The 16,873-nt window shown below is 49.2% G+C and carries 15 protein-coding genes; 13 read left to right on the top strand and 2 right to left on the bottom strand.

The window, feature by feature from the left end; translation table 11 throughout:
* Positions 1–218: 218 nt before the first annotated feature.
* Positions 219–674 (bottom strand): type IV pilin protein, encoded by a 456-nt coding sequence (locus ACFPVS_RS10055; protein ID WP_096295702.1) that lies wholly within the window; start codon positions 672–674, stop codon positions 219–221.
* 84 nt (positions 675–758) lie between these two features.
* Positions 759–1,232: a type IV pilin protein gene (locus tag ACFPVS_RS10050; RefSeq protein ID WP_096295701.1), complete on the bottom strand. Its 474-nt coding sequence runs from the start codon at positions 1,230–1,232 to the stop codon at positions 759–761.
* Positions 1,233–1,568: 336 nt separating this feature from the next.
* Between ACFPVS_RS10050 and ACFPVS_RS10045 the strand changes: the two genes are divergently transcribed.
* From ACFPVS_RS10045 to ACFPVS_RS09985, 13 genes are all read left to right on the top strand, one after another.
* Positions 1,569–2,747, top strand: coding sequence for an efflux RND transporter periplasmic adaptor subunit (locus ACFPVS_RS10045; RefSeq protein WP_096295700.1), 1,179 nt, complete (start codon positions 1,569–1,571; stop codon positions 2,745–2,747).
* A 102-nt stretch (positions 2,748–2,849) separates the two neighbouring features.
* The gene (locus ACFPVS_RS10040; RefSeq protein WP_123804692.1) at positions 2,850–4,784 is read left to right on the top strand and encodes a MacB family efflux pump subunit; all 1,935 of its coding nucleotides are present in this window, start codon (positions 2,850–2,852) and stop codon (positions 4,782–4,784) included.
* A 56-nt stretch (positions 4,785–4,840) separates the two neighbouring features.
* Positions 4,841–6,220: a TolC family protein gene (locus ACFPVS_RS10035; RefSeq protein ID WP_096295699.1), complete on the top strand. Its 1,380-nt coding sequence runs from the start codon at positions 4,841–4,843 to the stop codon at positions 6,218–6,220.
* Between the two features lie 125 nt (positions 6,221–6,345).
* A complete protein-coding gene (recO, locus tag ACFPVS_RS10030) occupies positions 6,346–7,134 on the top strand; it encodes a DNA repair protein RecO (RefSeq protein ID WP_096296169.1) in 789 nt (262 codons plus the stop codon).
* 83 nt (positions 7,135–7,217) lie between these two features.
* Positions 7,218–7,949, top strand: a complete 732-nt coding sequence (gene pdxJ / locus ACFPVS_RS10025) for a pyridoxine 5'-phosphate synthase (RefSeq protein ID WP_096295698.1) — start codon at positions 7,218–7,220, stop codon at positions 7,947–7,949.
* 59 nt (positions 7,950–8,008) lie between these two features.
* Positions 8,009–8,386 (top strand): holo-ACP synthase, encoded by a 378-nt coding sequence (acpS, locus tag ACFPVS_RS10020; RefSeq protein WP_096295697.1) that lies wholly within the window; start codon positions 8,009–8,011, stop codon positions 8,384–8,386.
* Between the two features lie 119 nt (positions 8,387–8,505).
* Complete coding sequence (locus ACFPVS_RS10015; RefSeq protein WP_096295696.1) at positions 8,506–9,312, top strand: NUDIX domain-containing protein; 807 nt, start codon at positions 8,506–8,508, stop codon at positions 9,310–9,312.
* A 2-nt stretch (positions 9,313–9,314) separates the two neighbouring features.
* Positions 9,315–9,740, top strand: a complete 426-nt coding sequence (locus ACFPVS_RS10010) for a hypothetical protein (RefSeq protein ID WP_096295695.1) — start codon at positions 9,315–9,317, stop codon at positions 9,738–9,740.
* A 169-nt stretch (positions 9,741–9,909) separates the two neighbouring features.
* Positions 9,910–11,049 (top strand): THUMP domain-containing class I SAM-dependent RNA methyltransferase, encoded by a 1,140-nt coding sequence (locus ACFPVS_RS10005; protein ID WP_096295694.1) that lies wholly within the window; start codon positions 9,910–9,912, stop codon positions 11,047–11,049.
* A 201-nt stretch (positions 11,050–11,250) separates the two neighbouring features.
* Positions 11,251–11,778: a thioredoxin family protein gene (locus tag ACFPVS_RS10000; protein ID WP_096295693.1), complete on the top strand. Its 528-nt coding sequence runs from the start codon at positions 11,251–11,253 to the stop codon at positions 11,776–11,778.
* Between the two features lie 297 nt (positions 11,779–12,075).
* Positions 12,076–15,192 (top strand): formate dehydrogenase-N subunit alpha, encoded by a 3,117-nt coding sequence (gene fdnG, locus ACFPVS_RS09995; protein WP_378595733.1) that lies wholly within the window; start codon positions 12,076–12,078, stop codon positions 15,190–15,192.
* 11 nt (positions 15,193–15,203) lie between these two features.
* The gene (gene fdxH / locus ACFPVS_RS09990; RefSeq protein WP_378595732.1) at positions 15,204–16,118 is read left to right on the top strand and encodes a formate dehydrogenase subunit beta; all 915 of its coding nucleotides are present in this window, start codon (positions 15,204–15,206) and stop codon (positions 16,116–16,118) included.
* Positions 16,118–16,789: a formate dehydrogenase subunit gamma gene (locus ACFPVS_RS09985; RefSeq protein WP_198345278.1), complete on the top strand. Its 672-nt coding sequence runs from the start codon at positions 16,118–16,120 to the stop codon at positions 16,787–16,789. Before fdxH ends, ACFPVS_RS09985 begins: the two co-directional genes overlap by 1 nt.
* Positions 16,790–16,873 lie beyond the last annotated feature (84 nt).

The following is a 16,873-nucleotide window of genomic DNA, read 5'->3' as shown; positions in this document are numbered from 1 at the left end:
GAAAGCGGTGTGCCTGAACCTGCCAAAGGCAGCCGGCAGGCTTCGTGTGCCTGCTGCTGCCTGAAAAGGGCAACGGGCACCCCGATAAAGGGGCTGACTGGGGGAAATACGGACGGGAAACACGTCTGAAAATGAAAAAACGGTTACTTAATTGTTCAGGTAACCGTTTGGATGGGATGGCCGGTATTTCGCAAAGGTCTCGGCCTTTTTATTGAATTTTAAGGTTGATAAATGCTGCAATCTTGATCTGTGCCTTTGAAAAAAGCATCGTCAGTGTCACATGAACTGGCCGAACGTTCGCAGATAAAAGTCGTCAGCGATTCATCGATTTTCAATACGCGCGGTTCGTTTTGGCTATCGAAGGCAACAGCTTTCAATGTGAATTTTCCATCGTGAGCGCCTCGGGCATTGTTGTTGGGGCGTATGCAGAATTTGTCGGTAGCGGTAATGGGTAATGCAGGCCAGGTGGTTGAAGTTTGTTTGAAGGAGCCTTTTTGCTGGTAAAAACGCTCCATAAATTGACCGTTTTGTACCAACGCAGCTTGTGCAGCACGTAAATCTGCTTTTTTAATATAGATTTGATAAGCAGGATAGGCGACGGCAGCCAAGATGCCCAGCATAGCGATGACAATTAAAAGCTGAACGAGAGAAAAGCCGGATTGTGAAAATCGCATATATATAATTACCAATAAAATGTTTACTCAAATTAGCATATTATGCGATTTTAATTGGGGTGTAAATCAAATCTTTAAGCTGGATCAATGTGCTTCTTCGTAGCCGGGGCAAGTTTTACCATCATTGCCGACCGCCCAGAAAATACCGCTATCGTTGAGGAAAACCGTACATGATTCGGTTTGGGCATAATCGGAAGTCGGTGCGGCTTGTAAGATAAAGCCGGAATCCGATGGATTTTGATTATTGGAAGAGAGTGCCGGGGTAGCCGGGTTGGTCGGTAAGACAGATGCAGCCAGTGTTTGGGCACGCATAAACGTAATATTAAAGTATTCGTTTTGAACCAAATTACTTTCATCAAAGCCGATAAATGTGCCTTTTTGCGTGTAATAACGCTCTAAATTCTTTGCATTTTCCGCTAACTCACTTCGCACATTGGCCAAACGAGTGCTGCGGATAAAAGATTGGAACGAAGGCATGGCGATGGTGGCGAGTAGGGCCAAAATCACAATCACAATCAAAAGTTCGATTAAATTAAAGCCGGATTGTCTGGTTTTCATAAGTAAGTAACTATCAATATTGCTATATTTAATTATGCCTTTGAAAGGCTTTGTTGTTTGCCATTATAAATTCTTTCTTGAATTTGGTATGTATGGATAAATGCCGAATTTGGGAAAATATGTAAAAAGGATGCAAGATTCTGGAAAAGTAATTTTAATAATTTTATTTAAAAACATTAAGTTATATGAATAAAGATATTCATGGAACCTTGGCTGGAAAAATGAAATCCAGTAAAATTTGCTCGTTTTTAAAATTTATTCCAAATAACTGTTGGCATTGTGCGACAAAAACCTTAAGCCGCACGCGAACACGACAAATCAGGCAGCTAGAAAATTATGGCAAAAACAATCAAATGGGTGTTGGGGGCGGCAATTGTGGCTGCACTGGCTTATGCGGCATGGAGCTATTTCAAACCGGACGATAAGGTCAATTACATTACCGAACCGGTGAAGCGTGGCACCATCCGGCAAACCGTTTCTGCAACGGGTGAGATTTCACCGTCAAACTTGGTTGCGGTCGGTGCGCAGGCCTCAGGCCAAATCAAGAAGCTGTATGTCAAGCTGGGGCAGGAGATTAAAAAAGGCGACAAAATCGCAGATATTGATTCGACCACCCAAATCAATACCTTGGATACTGCAAAAGCCAAACTGGATACTTACCGGGCACAATTGGCATCAGCAATGATCGCCTTAAACAGTGCCGAGAAAAAATATAAACGCGAATCGGCCTTATGGAAGGAGGATGCCACTTCGAAACAGGAATTGGAAAGTGCGCAGGATGCGCTGGCGGCGGCCAAAGCACAAGTAACCGAGTTGAAATCAGCCATTCGCCAAACCCGGATTTCTATCAACACGGCCGAGGCCGATTTGGGCTATACCCGTATTGTGGCACCGATGGACGGCACTGTGGTGGCCATTCCGGTGGAGGAAGGACAGACCGTCAATGCAAACCAGACCACGCCTACGATTATACAACTGGCCAATTTGGAGACTATGTTGAACAAAATGCAGATTGCCGAGGGAGATATTACCAAAGTCAAACCCGGCCAGCCGATTTCGTTCACTATTTTGTCCGAAGCCGACATGCCGTTCAAAGCAAGATTGGAAAGCATTGACCCCGGCTTGACTACTATGTCCAAGGGCAATTACAGCAACAGTACCGATACCACGGAAAGCGCGATTTATTATTACGCACGTGCCCTTGTACCGAATACTGAAGGCAAGCTGGCGATTGGTATGACCACGCAAAACACCATTGAAATCCGTTCTGCCGAAAATGTATTGGTTGTACCGACCCCGGCCATCAAAAAATCGCAAGAGGGCAAAACGTCCGTACGGGTGTTAGGTGCGGACGGTAAAGAGGTGGGCCGGGATGTCGTTACCGGTTTGAAAGACAGTATGTATACTGAAGTCAAAAGCGGCTTAGACGAGGGTGAGACAGTCATCATATCGGAAATGAACGGGTCTGAAAAAGCACAAGGCAAAAAGCACAACGGCATGGGGCCGCCGATGTAAATCAGACGGTGTAAATCAAAGCGACCGATAGGCTGTCTGAAAACAGAATGTGCGGCCTGCTTTTCAGATGATCGAATTTCCAGTTTATATTTGGTAACACATATGAGTTTAATCGAATGCACCTGCATTAATCGCTATTTCGGCAACGGTGAAAACCGCGTCCATGTTTTGAAAAACGTCAGCCTGAAAGTGGAAAAAGGTGATTTTGTAGCCGTCATCGGCCAATCGGGGTCGGGCAAATCGACCCTGATGAATATTCTCGGCTGTCTTGACAGCGCGACTTCGGGTTCCTATAAAATCGACGGCATCGAAACCTCCGAAATGCAGCCTGATGAATTGGCCGCTTTGCGCCGCAGCCGTTTCGGTTTTATTTTCCAACGCTATAATCTGCTCGGTTTGCTGACGGCACGCGACAACGTCGCGCTGCCGGCCATATACGCCGGTACAGATCAAAAGCATCGTTCCGAACGTGCGGAAAAACTGTTGCTCGATTTGGGATTGGAAAGTAAGGGGAACAGCAAACCGGGTGAGCTTTCCGGCGGCCAGCAGCAGCGGGTGTCGATTGCCCGCGCGCTGATGAACGGCGGCGAGATTATTTTTGCCGACGAACCGACCGGCGCACTCGATACCGCCAGCGGTAAAAACGTGATGGAAATCCTGCATCAGTTACACGAACAAGGCCATACCATCATTATGGTTACGCACGACCCGGGCATTGCCGCCAATGCTAACCGCGTAATTGAAATCCGTGACGGCGAGATTGTTTCCGATATCAGCAAATCTGCCGAAATCCCGTCCAGCCAAGTGCAGGCGGTAAAAGAAAAAGTTTCGTGGCTTTTTTACTGCGATCAATTTCTGGAAGCCTTTAAAATGTCAGTGCATGCGATTTATGCGCATAAAATGCGCTCGCTGCTGACCATGCTGGGTATCATTATCGGCATTGCTTCGGTGGTGTCGGTGGTGGCCTTGGGTAACGGATCACAGCAGAAAATCCTGGAAGACATCAATGCGATGGGAACGAATACCATCACGATTTTCCCCGGCAAAGGTTTCGGCGACAGGCATTCCCGCCGGATTAAAACACTGACGATAGCGGACGCGTTGACCATAGCCAAACAAAGTTATGTCGATTCGGCTACGCCGCAGACTTCGTCCGGAGGAACGATGACGTATCGGAATATTGATTTGAACGGCCAGCTTTACGGTGTGGGCGAGCAATATTTCAGCGTACACGGCCTGACTTTGGAACGTGGCCGTCTGTTTGACGAGAGTGATGTCAAATCAGATGCGCAAGTGGCGGTAATCGATAAAAATACCCAAGCCAAGCTGTTCGGCGGTGCCGATCCAATCGGTAAGGTCATATTGTTCAAAAAACGGCCGCTTACCGTAATCGGTATTGCCAACGACCAAACCAACAATTTCGGCAGCTCCGACAGCCTGATGATATGGTCGCCGTACACTACCGTCATGCATCAAATTACCGGCGAGACCCATACCAATTCGATTATTGTCAAAATCAAAGACGATACCGACAGTCAGGTGGCCGAAAAAAGCCTGACGGAATTGTTGAGTGCGCGCCATGGCACGGAAGACTTTTTTATGAACAACAGCGATATCATCAAACAAGCCGTTGAAAGTGCCACCGGTACGATGAAACTTCTGATTTCCAGTATCGCTTTGATTTCGCTGGTGGTTGGAGGTATCGGTGTGATGAACATCATGCTGGTATCGGTTACCGAGCGTACCAAGGAAATCGGCGTACGCATGGCTGTCGGCGCACGCCGCAGCAATATTTTGCAGCAGTTTCTGATTGAAGCCGTATTGATTTGTCTAATCGGCGGCTTGGCCGGTGTAGCGGTATCCGGTGCCATCGGGTTGGTGTTTAACCATTTTGTCACCGATTTCCCAATGAGATTTTCCACCTTGTCGATAGTCGGTGCGGTGTTGTGTTCGACCGTTATCGGCGTGGCTTTCGGCTTTATGCCGGCCCACCGTGCCTCGCAGCTCAACCCGATCGATGCCTTGGCGCAAGATTAACTTTTTTCAGACGGCCGGTTCATCAAGGCCGTCTGAAACATCAGAATGATGAAATCATGAACAGCAAAACTTTTTTTCAGACGGCTTCAGTTATCGCCGTATCCGTAACCTTAAGCGCGTGTGCGGTTAATCCTAAAGTGAACGCACCGAGCTTGGCCGGCAATACGCATGTTATGAGCGCTGCCGAAGCCGCCGAGCGCTATCAGATTAACGGCGACTGGTGGGAAATCTATCAAAACGCCCAACTCAATGCCGTGGTTCAGCAGGCTTTGGACAACAACATCGATTTGAAACAGGCCGCGATTTCGGTGAACCGCGCCTTGTATCAGGCCAATATTTTGGGTGCGAATCTGGTGCCGTCGTTTAACGGCTCGGCCGGTGCATCGGCTTCCAAAAACCTCAAATCCGGCAGCAGCAACAACAGCTTCAGCAGCCAATTGGGCTTGAGTTACGAACTTGATTTATGGAAGCGCTTGAGTGCCACCGCCGATGCGCAAGTATGGGAATACCGCGCCACGCAGGAAGATTTGGCCAATACCCGCCTGACCTTGGTAAATAATGTTGCTGATGCTTATTTCAACATCGCCTACATCAACGAAGCCATTGCTTTAACCCGGCAATCGTTGAAACAATATCAGGAAATCGCCCGCATAGCCGATGCCAAATACCGTTACGGCAAGGCCGATTCCAGCCAAAGCACGCAGGCGAAACAATCTTTGCTGAGCGCGCAAAATAATTTATTGTCACTGCAAAACAGCCGAGATGCGCTCGAGCAAACCTTGCGCAATCTGCTGAATCTGAAGCCGGGCGAAGCCATCGCCGCGGAGCCGTCAGCATACCGCTTGCTGGCGGTGAAAGGTGTGGATTTGAATGTGCCGGTTTCGGTGCTGGCCAACCGCCCCGATTTGCGCGCGGCGGAATACCGTTTGCAATCGTCGGTGCAAACCTTGGCGGCGCAGCAGCGCAGTTGGTATCCGAGCATTACCTTGGGCGCGAGTTTGAGTACGTCTTCCGGCAAAGCGCGCACGATGTTTGACGTGCCGTTTTTGGGTTCGGCGCAAATCAATCTGCCGTTTTTGGATTGGAAAACGCTGCAATGGGAAGACAAAGATGCCCAAGCGCGTTTTGACAGCGCGGCTTTGAATTTCGAGCAGGCGTTAACGACTGCGCTGAATGAAGTCAACACCAACTATCTGGCCTACCAAAATGCGCAAGCCACTTTGAAGAATACCCGTCAGCGTTACGCCTTGGATCAGAAAAACAGCCGCTATTACCAAGTGCGCTACCAACACGGTAAAAACGAGTTGAAAGACTGGCTCGAAGCCTTAAACAGCGAATACAGCTCGGCGCAAAACGTATTAAACCAACGCTATGACGTGTTGAAATACGAAAACATGGTGTATAAAGCCATGGCAGGACGCTACACGCCGAAATAAGGTGCTTAATGCCTCAAGGCCGTCTGAAAAATCTTGCATTATTTTTCAGACGGCCTTGTTTTATTTTCATCACCCTTTTATTTGAAAACCGTTATAATTCCTTCATTCTGTTCAGCCGCAAAACCATGTCCAGCCACCGCATCAACCACGAACCCGTCTTCATGCTCGCATCCGCACCTTGGCGCGAAAGCAGCCTGTGGCTGGAAGTGTACAGCCGCCGTTACGGACGTGTGGCTTTGCTGGCACGCAGCGCCCGTAAGCGCATGAGTGAATTGCGCGGCGTGCTGGTGCCGTTTGTGCCGATGAGCGCGTCGTGGTACGGCAGCCAAGAACTCAAAACGCTGCACCGGGCCGAATGGTTGGGCGGTTGGCCGCAGCCGCAGGGGCGGGCTTTGTTCAGCGGCCTGTATGTAAACGAATTGATGCTGAAGCTCTCCGCACGCGAAGACCCGATGCCCGAGTTGTACGACATCTTTGCCGAAACCATGCAAACCCTGTGCCGCGAACCGAACCACATCGCCGCCTTACGCCGCTTTGAATGGCAATTGCTGCACCAATCGGGCTATGCGCCGGATTTACAGCACGATGTTCACGGAAATGACATCGACCCTGATGCACAATATTGGTTGCACCCCGAAGAAGCCCTGTTGCCACTGGCGGAAGCCAACGGATTGGGCAATCAGCAGCAAAGCGGCATTGTGGTCGATGGCAGCAGTTTGATTCAATTACGCCAAGGCGGGTTTGCAGACGGCGTAAGTTTGCAGCAGGCTTTAAAAATCAACCGATTGCTGATTGATTTCCGCATTCCGGAGGGGATTAAATCGCGGCAGGTATTGCAGCAGTTGCAGCAGTTTGATTTGGATCCGATGTCGTTCAGATGTCATGAAGCGGCAGAGCATTCACAGGCCGTCTGAATCAGCAGTGAAACCAACCTTATTTTTCAGACGGCCTCAATGACGAACTGGCCGTCTGAAACCGAATCAGCGAAAGGAACTCCATGTTATTAGGCGTTAACATCGACCACGTCGCCACAATCCGCAATGCGCGCGGCACCCTTTACCCGAGTCCGGTAGAAGCCGCACTCATTGCCGAAACCCACGGTGCGGATTTGATTACGCTGCATTTGCGCGAAGACCGCCGCCACATCAAAGATGCCGACGTATTCGCCGTGAAAAATGCCATTCGTACGCGCCTGAATCTGGAAATGGCGCTGACCGAAGAAATGCTGGAAAACGCGCTAAACGTTATGCCGGAAGATGTGTGCATTGTGCCCGAAAAGCGTCAAGAGGTGACTACTGAAGGCGGTTTGGACGTGTTGGCGCAGCAGGAGAAAATCGCCCGATTTACGCGCACGCTCACTGACGCCGGTATCCGCGTATCGCTGTTTATCGATGCCGATCAAGCGCAGATTCAGGCGGCCAAAGACGTCGGTGCGCCCGTGATTGAACTGCACACCGGTGCCTATGCCGATGCGCATACACCGTCTGAACAGGCGCAGCAGTTGGCACGGATTGAAGAAGGCGCGCATTTTGCCGATGAGTTGGGTTTGGTCGTCAATGCCGGGCACGGGTTGACTATTCATAATGTCACACCGATTGCCCGCATTGCCGTGATTCAAGAATTAAACATCGGCCACGCGCTCATCGCACAAGCCGTGTTTTTAGGTTTGCCCGAAGCCATTTGCCAAATGAAAGACGTGATGTTTAAAGCACGTTTGTTGGCGAAATAATTTAGCCGTCAGAGAGTTCAGACGGCCTGTTACTTGCAAAGATAATTAAGGAGAAACCCATGATTTATGGTACCGGCACCGACATCGTTTCCCTGAAACGTATCATCCGACTGAATAAAAAATTCGGCCAAGCCTTTGCCGAACGCATTCTCAGTCCTGAAGAATTGATGGAGTTCCCCCAAGCCGGCAAACCGGTGAATTATCTGGCCAAGCGTTTTGCCGCCAAAGAAGCATTTGCCAAGGCCGTCGGCACCGGTATCCGCGGGGCGGTGTCGTTCCGCAACATCGGCATTGGCCACGATGAAATGGGCAAGCCGGAATTTTTCTATGCGCCGGTATTGGAAAAATGGCTGAAAGAGCGAGGCATCAGCCACGTTAGCTTGAGTATGGCCGATGAAGAAGATACCGTATTGGCTTTTGTGATTGCCGAAAAATAAAACCATTCCATGCGCGGGCAAGCAAGGTTTGTCGGCGCATGTCCAATCACGTTCAGACGGCCTGTGAAGCATGGCGTAAAAAGGTCGTCTGAAAATTAATATTCATTTCCCAAAACATCATGACCACATCAGACCCACGCCCCTTAATCCGCGTTGTTGCCGGAATTTTGCTCAATGCCGACGGCGATTATTTATTAAGTTCACGTCCCGAAGGCAAGCCTTATGCCGGTTATTGGGAGTTTGCCGGTGGTAAAGTGGAAGCGGGCGAAACCGAGTTTCAGGCTTTGCAGCGAGAGTTGGAAGAAGAACTCGGCATCCGTATTCATCACGCGACGCCGTGGCTGACCAAAATCCACGCCTACGAACACGCGCATGTGCATCTGCGTTTTTTACGGGTGGAAGCCGATGAATGGTCGGGCGAATTGCAGGCCAAAGAAGGACAGACATGGTCGTGGCAGAAAGCGGGCGATTTTACCGTGTCGCCGATGTTGCCTGCCAATGGTGCGCTGTTGCAATCGCTTTCCGTGCCGAGAGTATTGTCAGGCCGTCTGAAAAGCGGTTTGCACGGGTTTAACCGCATGGGCGAATATCGTGTGGTGCCGCATCGTTTGGCTGAGCCGCAGCATGAACATGTGTTGATTGAGGAACCCGAATTGCGTGCGCTGGGTAAAATGCCGCCGGCGCAAAGCGTGTGGGTGGTGGTGGAAACCGCCGAACAATGGCGCAATGTGCCGGATGCCGATGTAGTGGTGTGGCGCGTACAAAACCAAGCTGCCGCCGAAGCCGTTTTGCAGAGGCTGCAACAAGGTGTGCCCATCCCCTTGGTGATTGCCGCTTTTTCCGATTGGGCGGCGCAGTATCAAACTCAGTGGCTGCAATCAGGTGCGCATGCCGTGGTGGTTGATGATGAGATCGAGGCCGTCTGAACATGAGTCAAAATAAAAAGTTAATCATCGTCGGCGTGTTGCTGCTGGTGTTTGCCGCCGTCAAACTCATTGCTTTGGGCTGGTGGCAGCAGCAACAGCCGCAAGCCAAGCAGGCCGAATGCCAAGTCACACAAGGCTGCACTTTGCCCAACGGCGTGTATGTCAAATTCAGCAATAAACTTGAAACCAAGCAACCCTTTGATATTGTGTTGAAAAACGTGCCGGAAACAACTCAAGAAATCACCGTCAGCTTTAGCATGAAAGACATGGATATGGGCTTCAACCGCTTCAATATCCGCCGCCAAAACGACGGCACATGGGCAGCCAAGCAAATCCGTTTGCCGATGTGTGTTGAAAACCGCCATGAGTATCTGGCAGATATCAACATTGACGGCGGAGTGTTTCAGACGGCTTTTACAGCGGAATAGGCCGTCTGAAAACTGATTTTATCAATGCCGTCTGAAATAAATGGTTTCAGACGGCCTTTTGTTCAAAAAATCCTGAAAAATAAATACTTTACTTTTATAATCTACGCTATAATTCATCTCTTTATTGACACGCAGAAAGCCTGTGTGACCGACCCAGAAAGGAATCACCATGACGCAATACGCCTTATTCACCACTTGTCCGCGCGGTTTGGAAACGCCGTTGGCCGACGAACTCAAATCCCTGAACATTCAAGACATTCAAGCTACCGATGGCGGTGTTGCCTGCAAAGCAACGATGGGGCAGGTTTACCGCATCAATCTGCACTCGCGTACTGCCAGCCGCGTGCTGCTGCGCCTGAACAAAGGCAGCTACCGCAGTGAGCAGGATATTTACAAATTAGCTAAGAATATCAATTGGTTCAATTGGTTTACGCTGGAGCAGACCTTTAAAGTGAAGGTTGAGGGCAAGCGTGCTAACGTTAAAAGCTTGGATTTTGTCGGCCTGAAAATCAAAGACGCGCTGTGTGATTCGTTCCGTGACATTTATGATGCGCGCCCGAATGTGGGTAAAATTCAGCCTGATGTGCGCGTGCATGCTTTTATGGATGAGCGCAATATCGAGATTTTTATCGATACGTCCGGTGAAGCCTTGTTCAAACGCGGCTACCGCCAAGACACCGGCGAAGCGCCGTTGCGTGAGAACTTGGCTGCCGGTTTGTTGTTGCTGACCGGATATGACGGTTCGCAGCCGTTTCAAGACCCGTTTTGTGGCAGCGGTACTTTGGCGATTGAAGCGGCATGGATTGCCGGCCGCCGCGCACCGGGTTTGATGCGCTGTTTTGGTTTTGAAAAGCTGCAAAATTTCGACAAAGCCGCGTGGGTGAAAATCCGCCAAGAAGCGCGTGAACAAATGGTGCCGGTTGCCGCACCGATTGCCGGCAGCGACAATGACCGCCACATGATTCGTGCCGCTGAGCACAATGCCGAAGCAGCCGAAGTGGCCGAGTTTATCCGTTTTGAAGTGAAAGACGCGCAAAATGCCCGCCCCAATGGTGACAACGGCATCATGATTTCCAATCCGCCCTATGGCGTGCGCTTGGCGGAAATGCAGGCTTTGCAGGCGCTGTATCCGCAGTTGGGTTCGTGGCTGAAGCAGCATTATGCAGGCTGGCTCATCGGTATGTTTACCGGCGACCGCGATATGCCGAAATTCATGCGTTTGTTGCCGAAGCGCAAAATTCCGTTGTATAACGGCAATTTAGACTGCCGCCTGTTTTTGATGGATATGGTGAAAGGTTCTAACCGGTAGGATAAGTTGAGGCCGTCTGAAAAAAATATGTTTCAGACGGCTTTTTTTATTGGCTATCAAGTCTGATTCTGTCAATTTTACGGAGTAAGCGCAGCATGAGCTGCGTTTTATCAAACCATTATCAAAAAATTTAAGTCCATGTCGGTAAACGGGTTTATACTGATTCAATAAGATATTCATTATTTCAATAAGGAGCTAGCTATGAAAACCGCTATGTTGTCACTTACCGCCGTGTTGCTGTTAGGCGCGTGCAGCCATCATCAAGAGCTGGATAAATTGAAAAGCGAATTGTCGGAAGCACAAACGGCAGTGAAGCTTTCCGCAGCCAATACCAAACGTTTAGAAGACACTTATTCCGATATTTATTTTGAACTCAACAGTCTGACCGTGGAAAATTTCAAAGCCAAAGTCGCGAAGGGTGATCAGTTTTACGCCTATATCGGCCGCCCAAGTTGCGGCGATTGCAACGCATTCGAGCCAATGTTCAAACGCTACATCACGCAATATCTTCTCGGCGATAAAATTTATTTTGTCAACGTACACCGCCTGCATCAGGATAAAGCGGCGTGGAGCGCATTCAAACAGCAATACGGTTTGAGCGGTACGCCGGTATTGGCGGCTTATGGTGCAGGCCGTCAGTTGAATAAATTGGACTTGGAAGACAACGGCGGCAAATTGAGTGCCGCAGATTTGGAAAAGTGGTTGGATGCAAACCGTTTGCGCCGTTAAATAGCCATTCAACAGTTCAACAAAAGCATAAATAAAAGGCCGGCTGAAATTGATTTTTCAGGCGGCCTTTATATTTAATCCTGATAAAACTACTCAGATTTTAATAATAAAATCAATTAAAACAAATTTAAAATAAAGTTAGACTATCAATGTCGAATGACTTACAATTTACTACAGTAGTTGTAATGTGTCGCAATATAATACTAAAGTATTAGCTTTTAAAGTATTATTACAAAAACAAAAACATAGTGAGGCCGTCTGAAAATTGCGGCTTCCTAATCAAGCAGGAACGAAACCATGAATGTATCAAGACGGCAGTTTTTTAAAGTGACCGCCGCCGGTGCCGGCGCGTCGGGTTTGGCCGTAATGGGCATGATGCCGACCAATGCTTGGGCGGAGGTGCGTCAGTATAAACTTTTGCGCGCCACTGAAACGCGTAACAACTGTACTTATTGTTCCGTAGGCTGCGGTACGATTTTGTACAGCATGGGCGATGGTGCCAAAAATGCCAAGAAAGTCATTTTCCACATCGAAGGTGACCCGGATCATCCGGTAAGCCGTGGCTCGTTATGCCCTAAGGGCGCAGGTTTGTTGGATTTTGTACACAGCCCAAACCGTTTGCATTTCCCGGAAGTGCGCGAGCCGTTTACCAACGAATGGAAACGCATTTCTTGGCACGATGCTTTAACCCGTATTGCCAAACATCTCAAAAAAGACCGTGACGAAAACTTAATTGTCACCAATGAAAACGGCGTGCCGGTACACCGTTTGCCTACGGTAGGCATGTTGACAGCTTCCGCCGCTTCCAACGAAACCGGTATTCTGACCCAGAAATGGATGCGTTCGTTGGGTATTGTTGCCACTGATGCGCAAGCACGGGTATGTCACGGCCCGACCGTATCAGCTTTGGCTTCAACTTTTGGTCGCGGTGCGATGACAAACACTTTTGTGGACATCCAACATGCCGACTTTATCATGGTGATGGGCGGTAATGCCGCAGAAGCGCACCCTGTGGGCTTCAAATGGGTAATCGAAGCGAAAAAGAAAAAAGGCACCAAATTATATGTGGTTGACCCTCGCTTCAACCGTACCGCTGCGGTATCCGACTTTTATGCGCCTATCCGTTCGGGCAGTGACATCGCTTTTTTGGGGGCATTGATTAACTGGCTGATTGAAAACGATAAAATCCAATGGGAATACGTGAAGGCCTATACCAATGCCAGCTTTATCGTTTCTGAAGGTTTTGACTTTGATGAAGGCCTGTTCTCCGGTGCCGCTGCATTCCAGGCACCTGAAGCAAAACAAGGCGAGCAGCAACCTGAAGTGACCAGCCGTACCGGTAACCGTAAAAACTACTACGACAACGCAACGTGGTTTTACGAACTGGATGCCAACGGCTACGCCAAAACCGACCCAACCTTGCAAGACCCACGCTGCGTGTTCCAAATGTTGAAAAAACATTATTCACGCTACACGCTGGATGTGATGGAAACCACTTGCGGCACCAGCAAAGAAGATTTCTTGAAAATCGCCGAAGCATGGGGCGAAACGGCGGCACCGAATAAAGCCGGCACCATTCTGTATGCATTGGGCTGGACTCAGCATACTTACGGTACCCAGATTATCCGTACCATGGCGATGGTTCAATTGCTGTTGGGTAACATCGGCATGGCCGGTGGTGGTGTAAACGCATTGCGCGGTCACTCTAACATCCAAGGTCTGTCGGATTTGGGCTTGTTGTCGACTTCATTGCCGGGCTACTTGACCCTGCCAAACGAAGACAACCACCCGACTTTCCAAGACTACTTGGCTAAGCAAACGCCGAAAGCATTGCAAGCCAATCAGTTGAACTATTGGAGCAACACCCCCGCATTCTTTGTCAGCTTCCTGAAATGGATGTACGGTGAAAACGCCACCAAAGAAAACAACTGGGGCTACGACTGGCTGCCGAAGTGGGACAAAATGTACGATATTTTGCAAACCACTGAATTGATGTATCAGGGCAAAGTCAACGGCTTGTTGGTGCAAGGCTTTAACGCGCAAGGTTCATTTCCTGATGCCCACCGCGTGACCGAAGCATTCTCGAAGCTGAAATACATGGTCGTGATGGATCCGCTGAAAACTGAAACCGCGTCCTTCTGGGAAAACCACGGTGAGGCGCACGATGTTGATCCGTCTAAAATTCAAACCGAAGTATTCCGCTTGCCGACACCTTGTTTCGCAGAAGAAGCAGGTTCGATTGTGAACTCTTCACGTTGGTTGCAATGGCACCATCCGGGCCAAAATCCTCCGGGCGAAGCCTTGCCTGACTTGGATATTTTAGGCGAGCTGCATGTCTTGCTGAAAGAAATGTACGAAAAAGAAGGCGGTACTGCGCCTGATCCGATTACCAAGCTGGCATGGCATTACAAAAATCCAGTGGCACCAACACCGGAGGAAATGGCCAAAGAGTCTAACGGTTATGCCTTAGCCGACATTAAAGATGCCAATGGTAATGTGATTCGTAAAAAAGGCGAATTGCTCGACGGCTTCTCACAATTGCGTGATGACGGTACCACCGAGTGTGCGACTTGGATTTTCTCAGGCTCATGGACGCAAGCCGGTAACCAAATGGATCGTCGCGACAATACCGATACCGGTTTGGGCAATACCCCGCGCTGGGCGTGGGCATGGCCTGCTAACCGCCGTATTTTGTATAACCGTGCCTCCTTGGATCCGAGCGGCAAACCTTGGGATCCGAACCGTGTATTAATTGAATGGGATGGCAACAAATGGACTGGTGCTGATGTGGCCGACTTTAGATCTGATGAAGCACCGGGCAGCGGTATGAATCCTTTCATCATGAACGAAGAAGGTGTTGGCCGTCTGTTTGCCCAACGCAAACTGGTTGACGGCCCGTTCCCTGAGCACTACGAGCCCTTGGAATCGCCGATTGGTACCAATCTGCTGCACCCGAAAGTGGTTCAATCACCGGCCATGCGTTTGTTCGACAGTGTGAAAGACCGTATCGGTACGGCTGAAGAGTTCCCATATGTCGGCACCACTTACCGCCTGACCGAACACTTCCAATTCTGGACCAAGTCCGTGAAGCTGCTGATGATTGCCCAACCTGAGCAATTCATTGAAATCAGTGAAGAATTGGCTGCTGAAAAAGGCATTAAGAAAGGTGATTGGGTCAAAGTCAGTTCTAAGCGTGCTTACATCAAGGCCAAAGCTGTGGTAACGAAACGCGTAAAACCATTGACCATCAATGGTAAAACCGTTCACCAAGTCGGTATTCCGTTGCACGGTGGTTGGGAAAATGTATCAGGTCAGAAGCAGTATATCGTGAATACGCTGACGCCTTTCGTGGGCGACTGCAACACGCAAACGCCTGAATACAAAACCTTCTTGGTTAATATTGAGAAAGCGTAAGGAGCGGAACAATGGCATTACAATCATTAGACATCAAACGCCGCTCTGCAACATCGGGCATCACGCCGCCGCCTCAGGTGCGCAAACCGGTTGAAGTGGCAAAATTAATCGATGTCAGCACCTGTATCGGCTGTAAAGCCTGTCAGGTGGCTTGTTCGGAATGGAACGATATCCGTGATGAAATCGGTGAAAACATTGGCGTGTACGACAATCCGATTGATTTGACCGCAAAAAGCTGGACGGTGATGCGTTTCAGCGAAACCGAAGAACACGGTAAATTAGAGTGGCTGATTCGCAAAGACGGCTGTATGCACTGTGCGGATCCGGGGTGTCTGAAAGCGTGTCCTTCTCCGGGGGCGATTATTCAGTATGAAAACGGTATCGTCGATTTCCATCAGGAAAACTGTATCGGTTGCGGTTACTGTATTTCAGGCTGTCCGTTTAACATTCCGCGCATCAACAAAGAAGACAACCGTGCGTACAAATGTACCTTGTGTTCAGACCGCGTGGCTGTCGGCCAAGAACCTGCTTGTGTGAAAACCTGTCCAACCGGTGCGATTCAGTTCGGCAGCAAAGAACACATGAAACAAGTGGCTCAAGAGCGTATTAAAGACTTGAACAGCCGCGGTTATCAAAATGCCGGTCTGTATGACCCGCAAGGTGTAGGTGGTACGCACGTGATGTATGTCTTGCACCATGCCGACAAACCTAACCTTTACAACGGTTTGCCTGAGAATCCAAGCATCAGCCCAACCGTGAAAGTATGGAAAGGTTTACTCAAGCCTTTGGCGACATTCGGTATTGCTGCGGCAGCGGTTGCCGGTTGGATGCACTACATTACTGTAGGCCCTAACCGTGAAGATGAAGACAAACCTGAAGTCATCGGCAAAGACGGTAAAATATTGCACGGTGAGGAGGACGCATAATGAAACCAAAGTTAATTCAGCGTTACAAACGCAGTGAACGCATCAATCACTGGGTTGTTGCCTTGTGTTTTATTTTGCTGGCCGTATCCGGTTTGGCTTTCTTCTATCCGGCATTTTTCTGGTTGACCGGTATTTTTGGTACGTCGCAATTGGCGCGGATTTTGCACCCGTTTATCGGCGTGGTGATGTTTATCGGCTTTTTCATTCAATTTTTCCGTTATTGGAAATTCAACTTCTTTGATAAAGAGGATGTGAAATGGATGAAGTCGGTGACCACCATTTTGAAAGGCCATGAAGTGGGTGATGTCGGCAAATACAATGGCGGTCAGAAAGGCATGTTTTGGTTAATGACGGCTTGTATGCTGGTGTTGGTGATTACTGGTGTCATCGCATGGCGTCCGTATTTTGCCGAGATGTTCCCGATTTCGGTGATTCGTTTGGCGTTGCTGTTCCATGCCGGTGCTGCGATTGTCTTGATTGCCGGTATTATCGTGCACGTTTATGCAGCTATTTGGGTTAAAGGCACGGTTCGTGCTATGACCGAGGGCGTGGTTTCGCAACAATGGGCGAAAAAACACCACCCGAGATGGTATCGTGAAGTGATGGCCAAAACCGATGAAAAACCGGTTGAAACGTCAATCACAGATGTCAACCAGCAACACAAGCTATAAAAGCTTAGGATAGCGCCAGAATAATTTAGGGTGCTGCATAGCAAAAGGCCGTCTGAAAAATATTTTTCAGACGGCCTTTTTAAT

It is taken from the genome of Neisseria weixii (assembly GCF_042658245.1).
Classification (GTDB): Bacteria; Pseudomonadota; Gammaproteobacteria; order Burkholderiales; family Neisseriaceae; genus Neisseria; species Neisseria weixii.
This window is presented reverse-complemented; position numbering and strand designations above follow the sequence as displayed.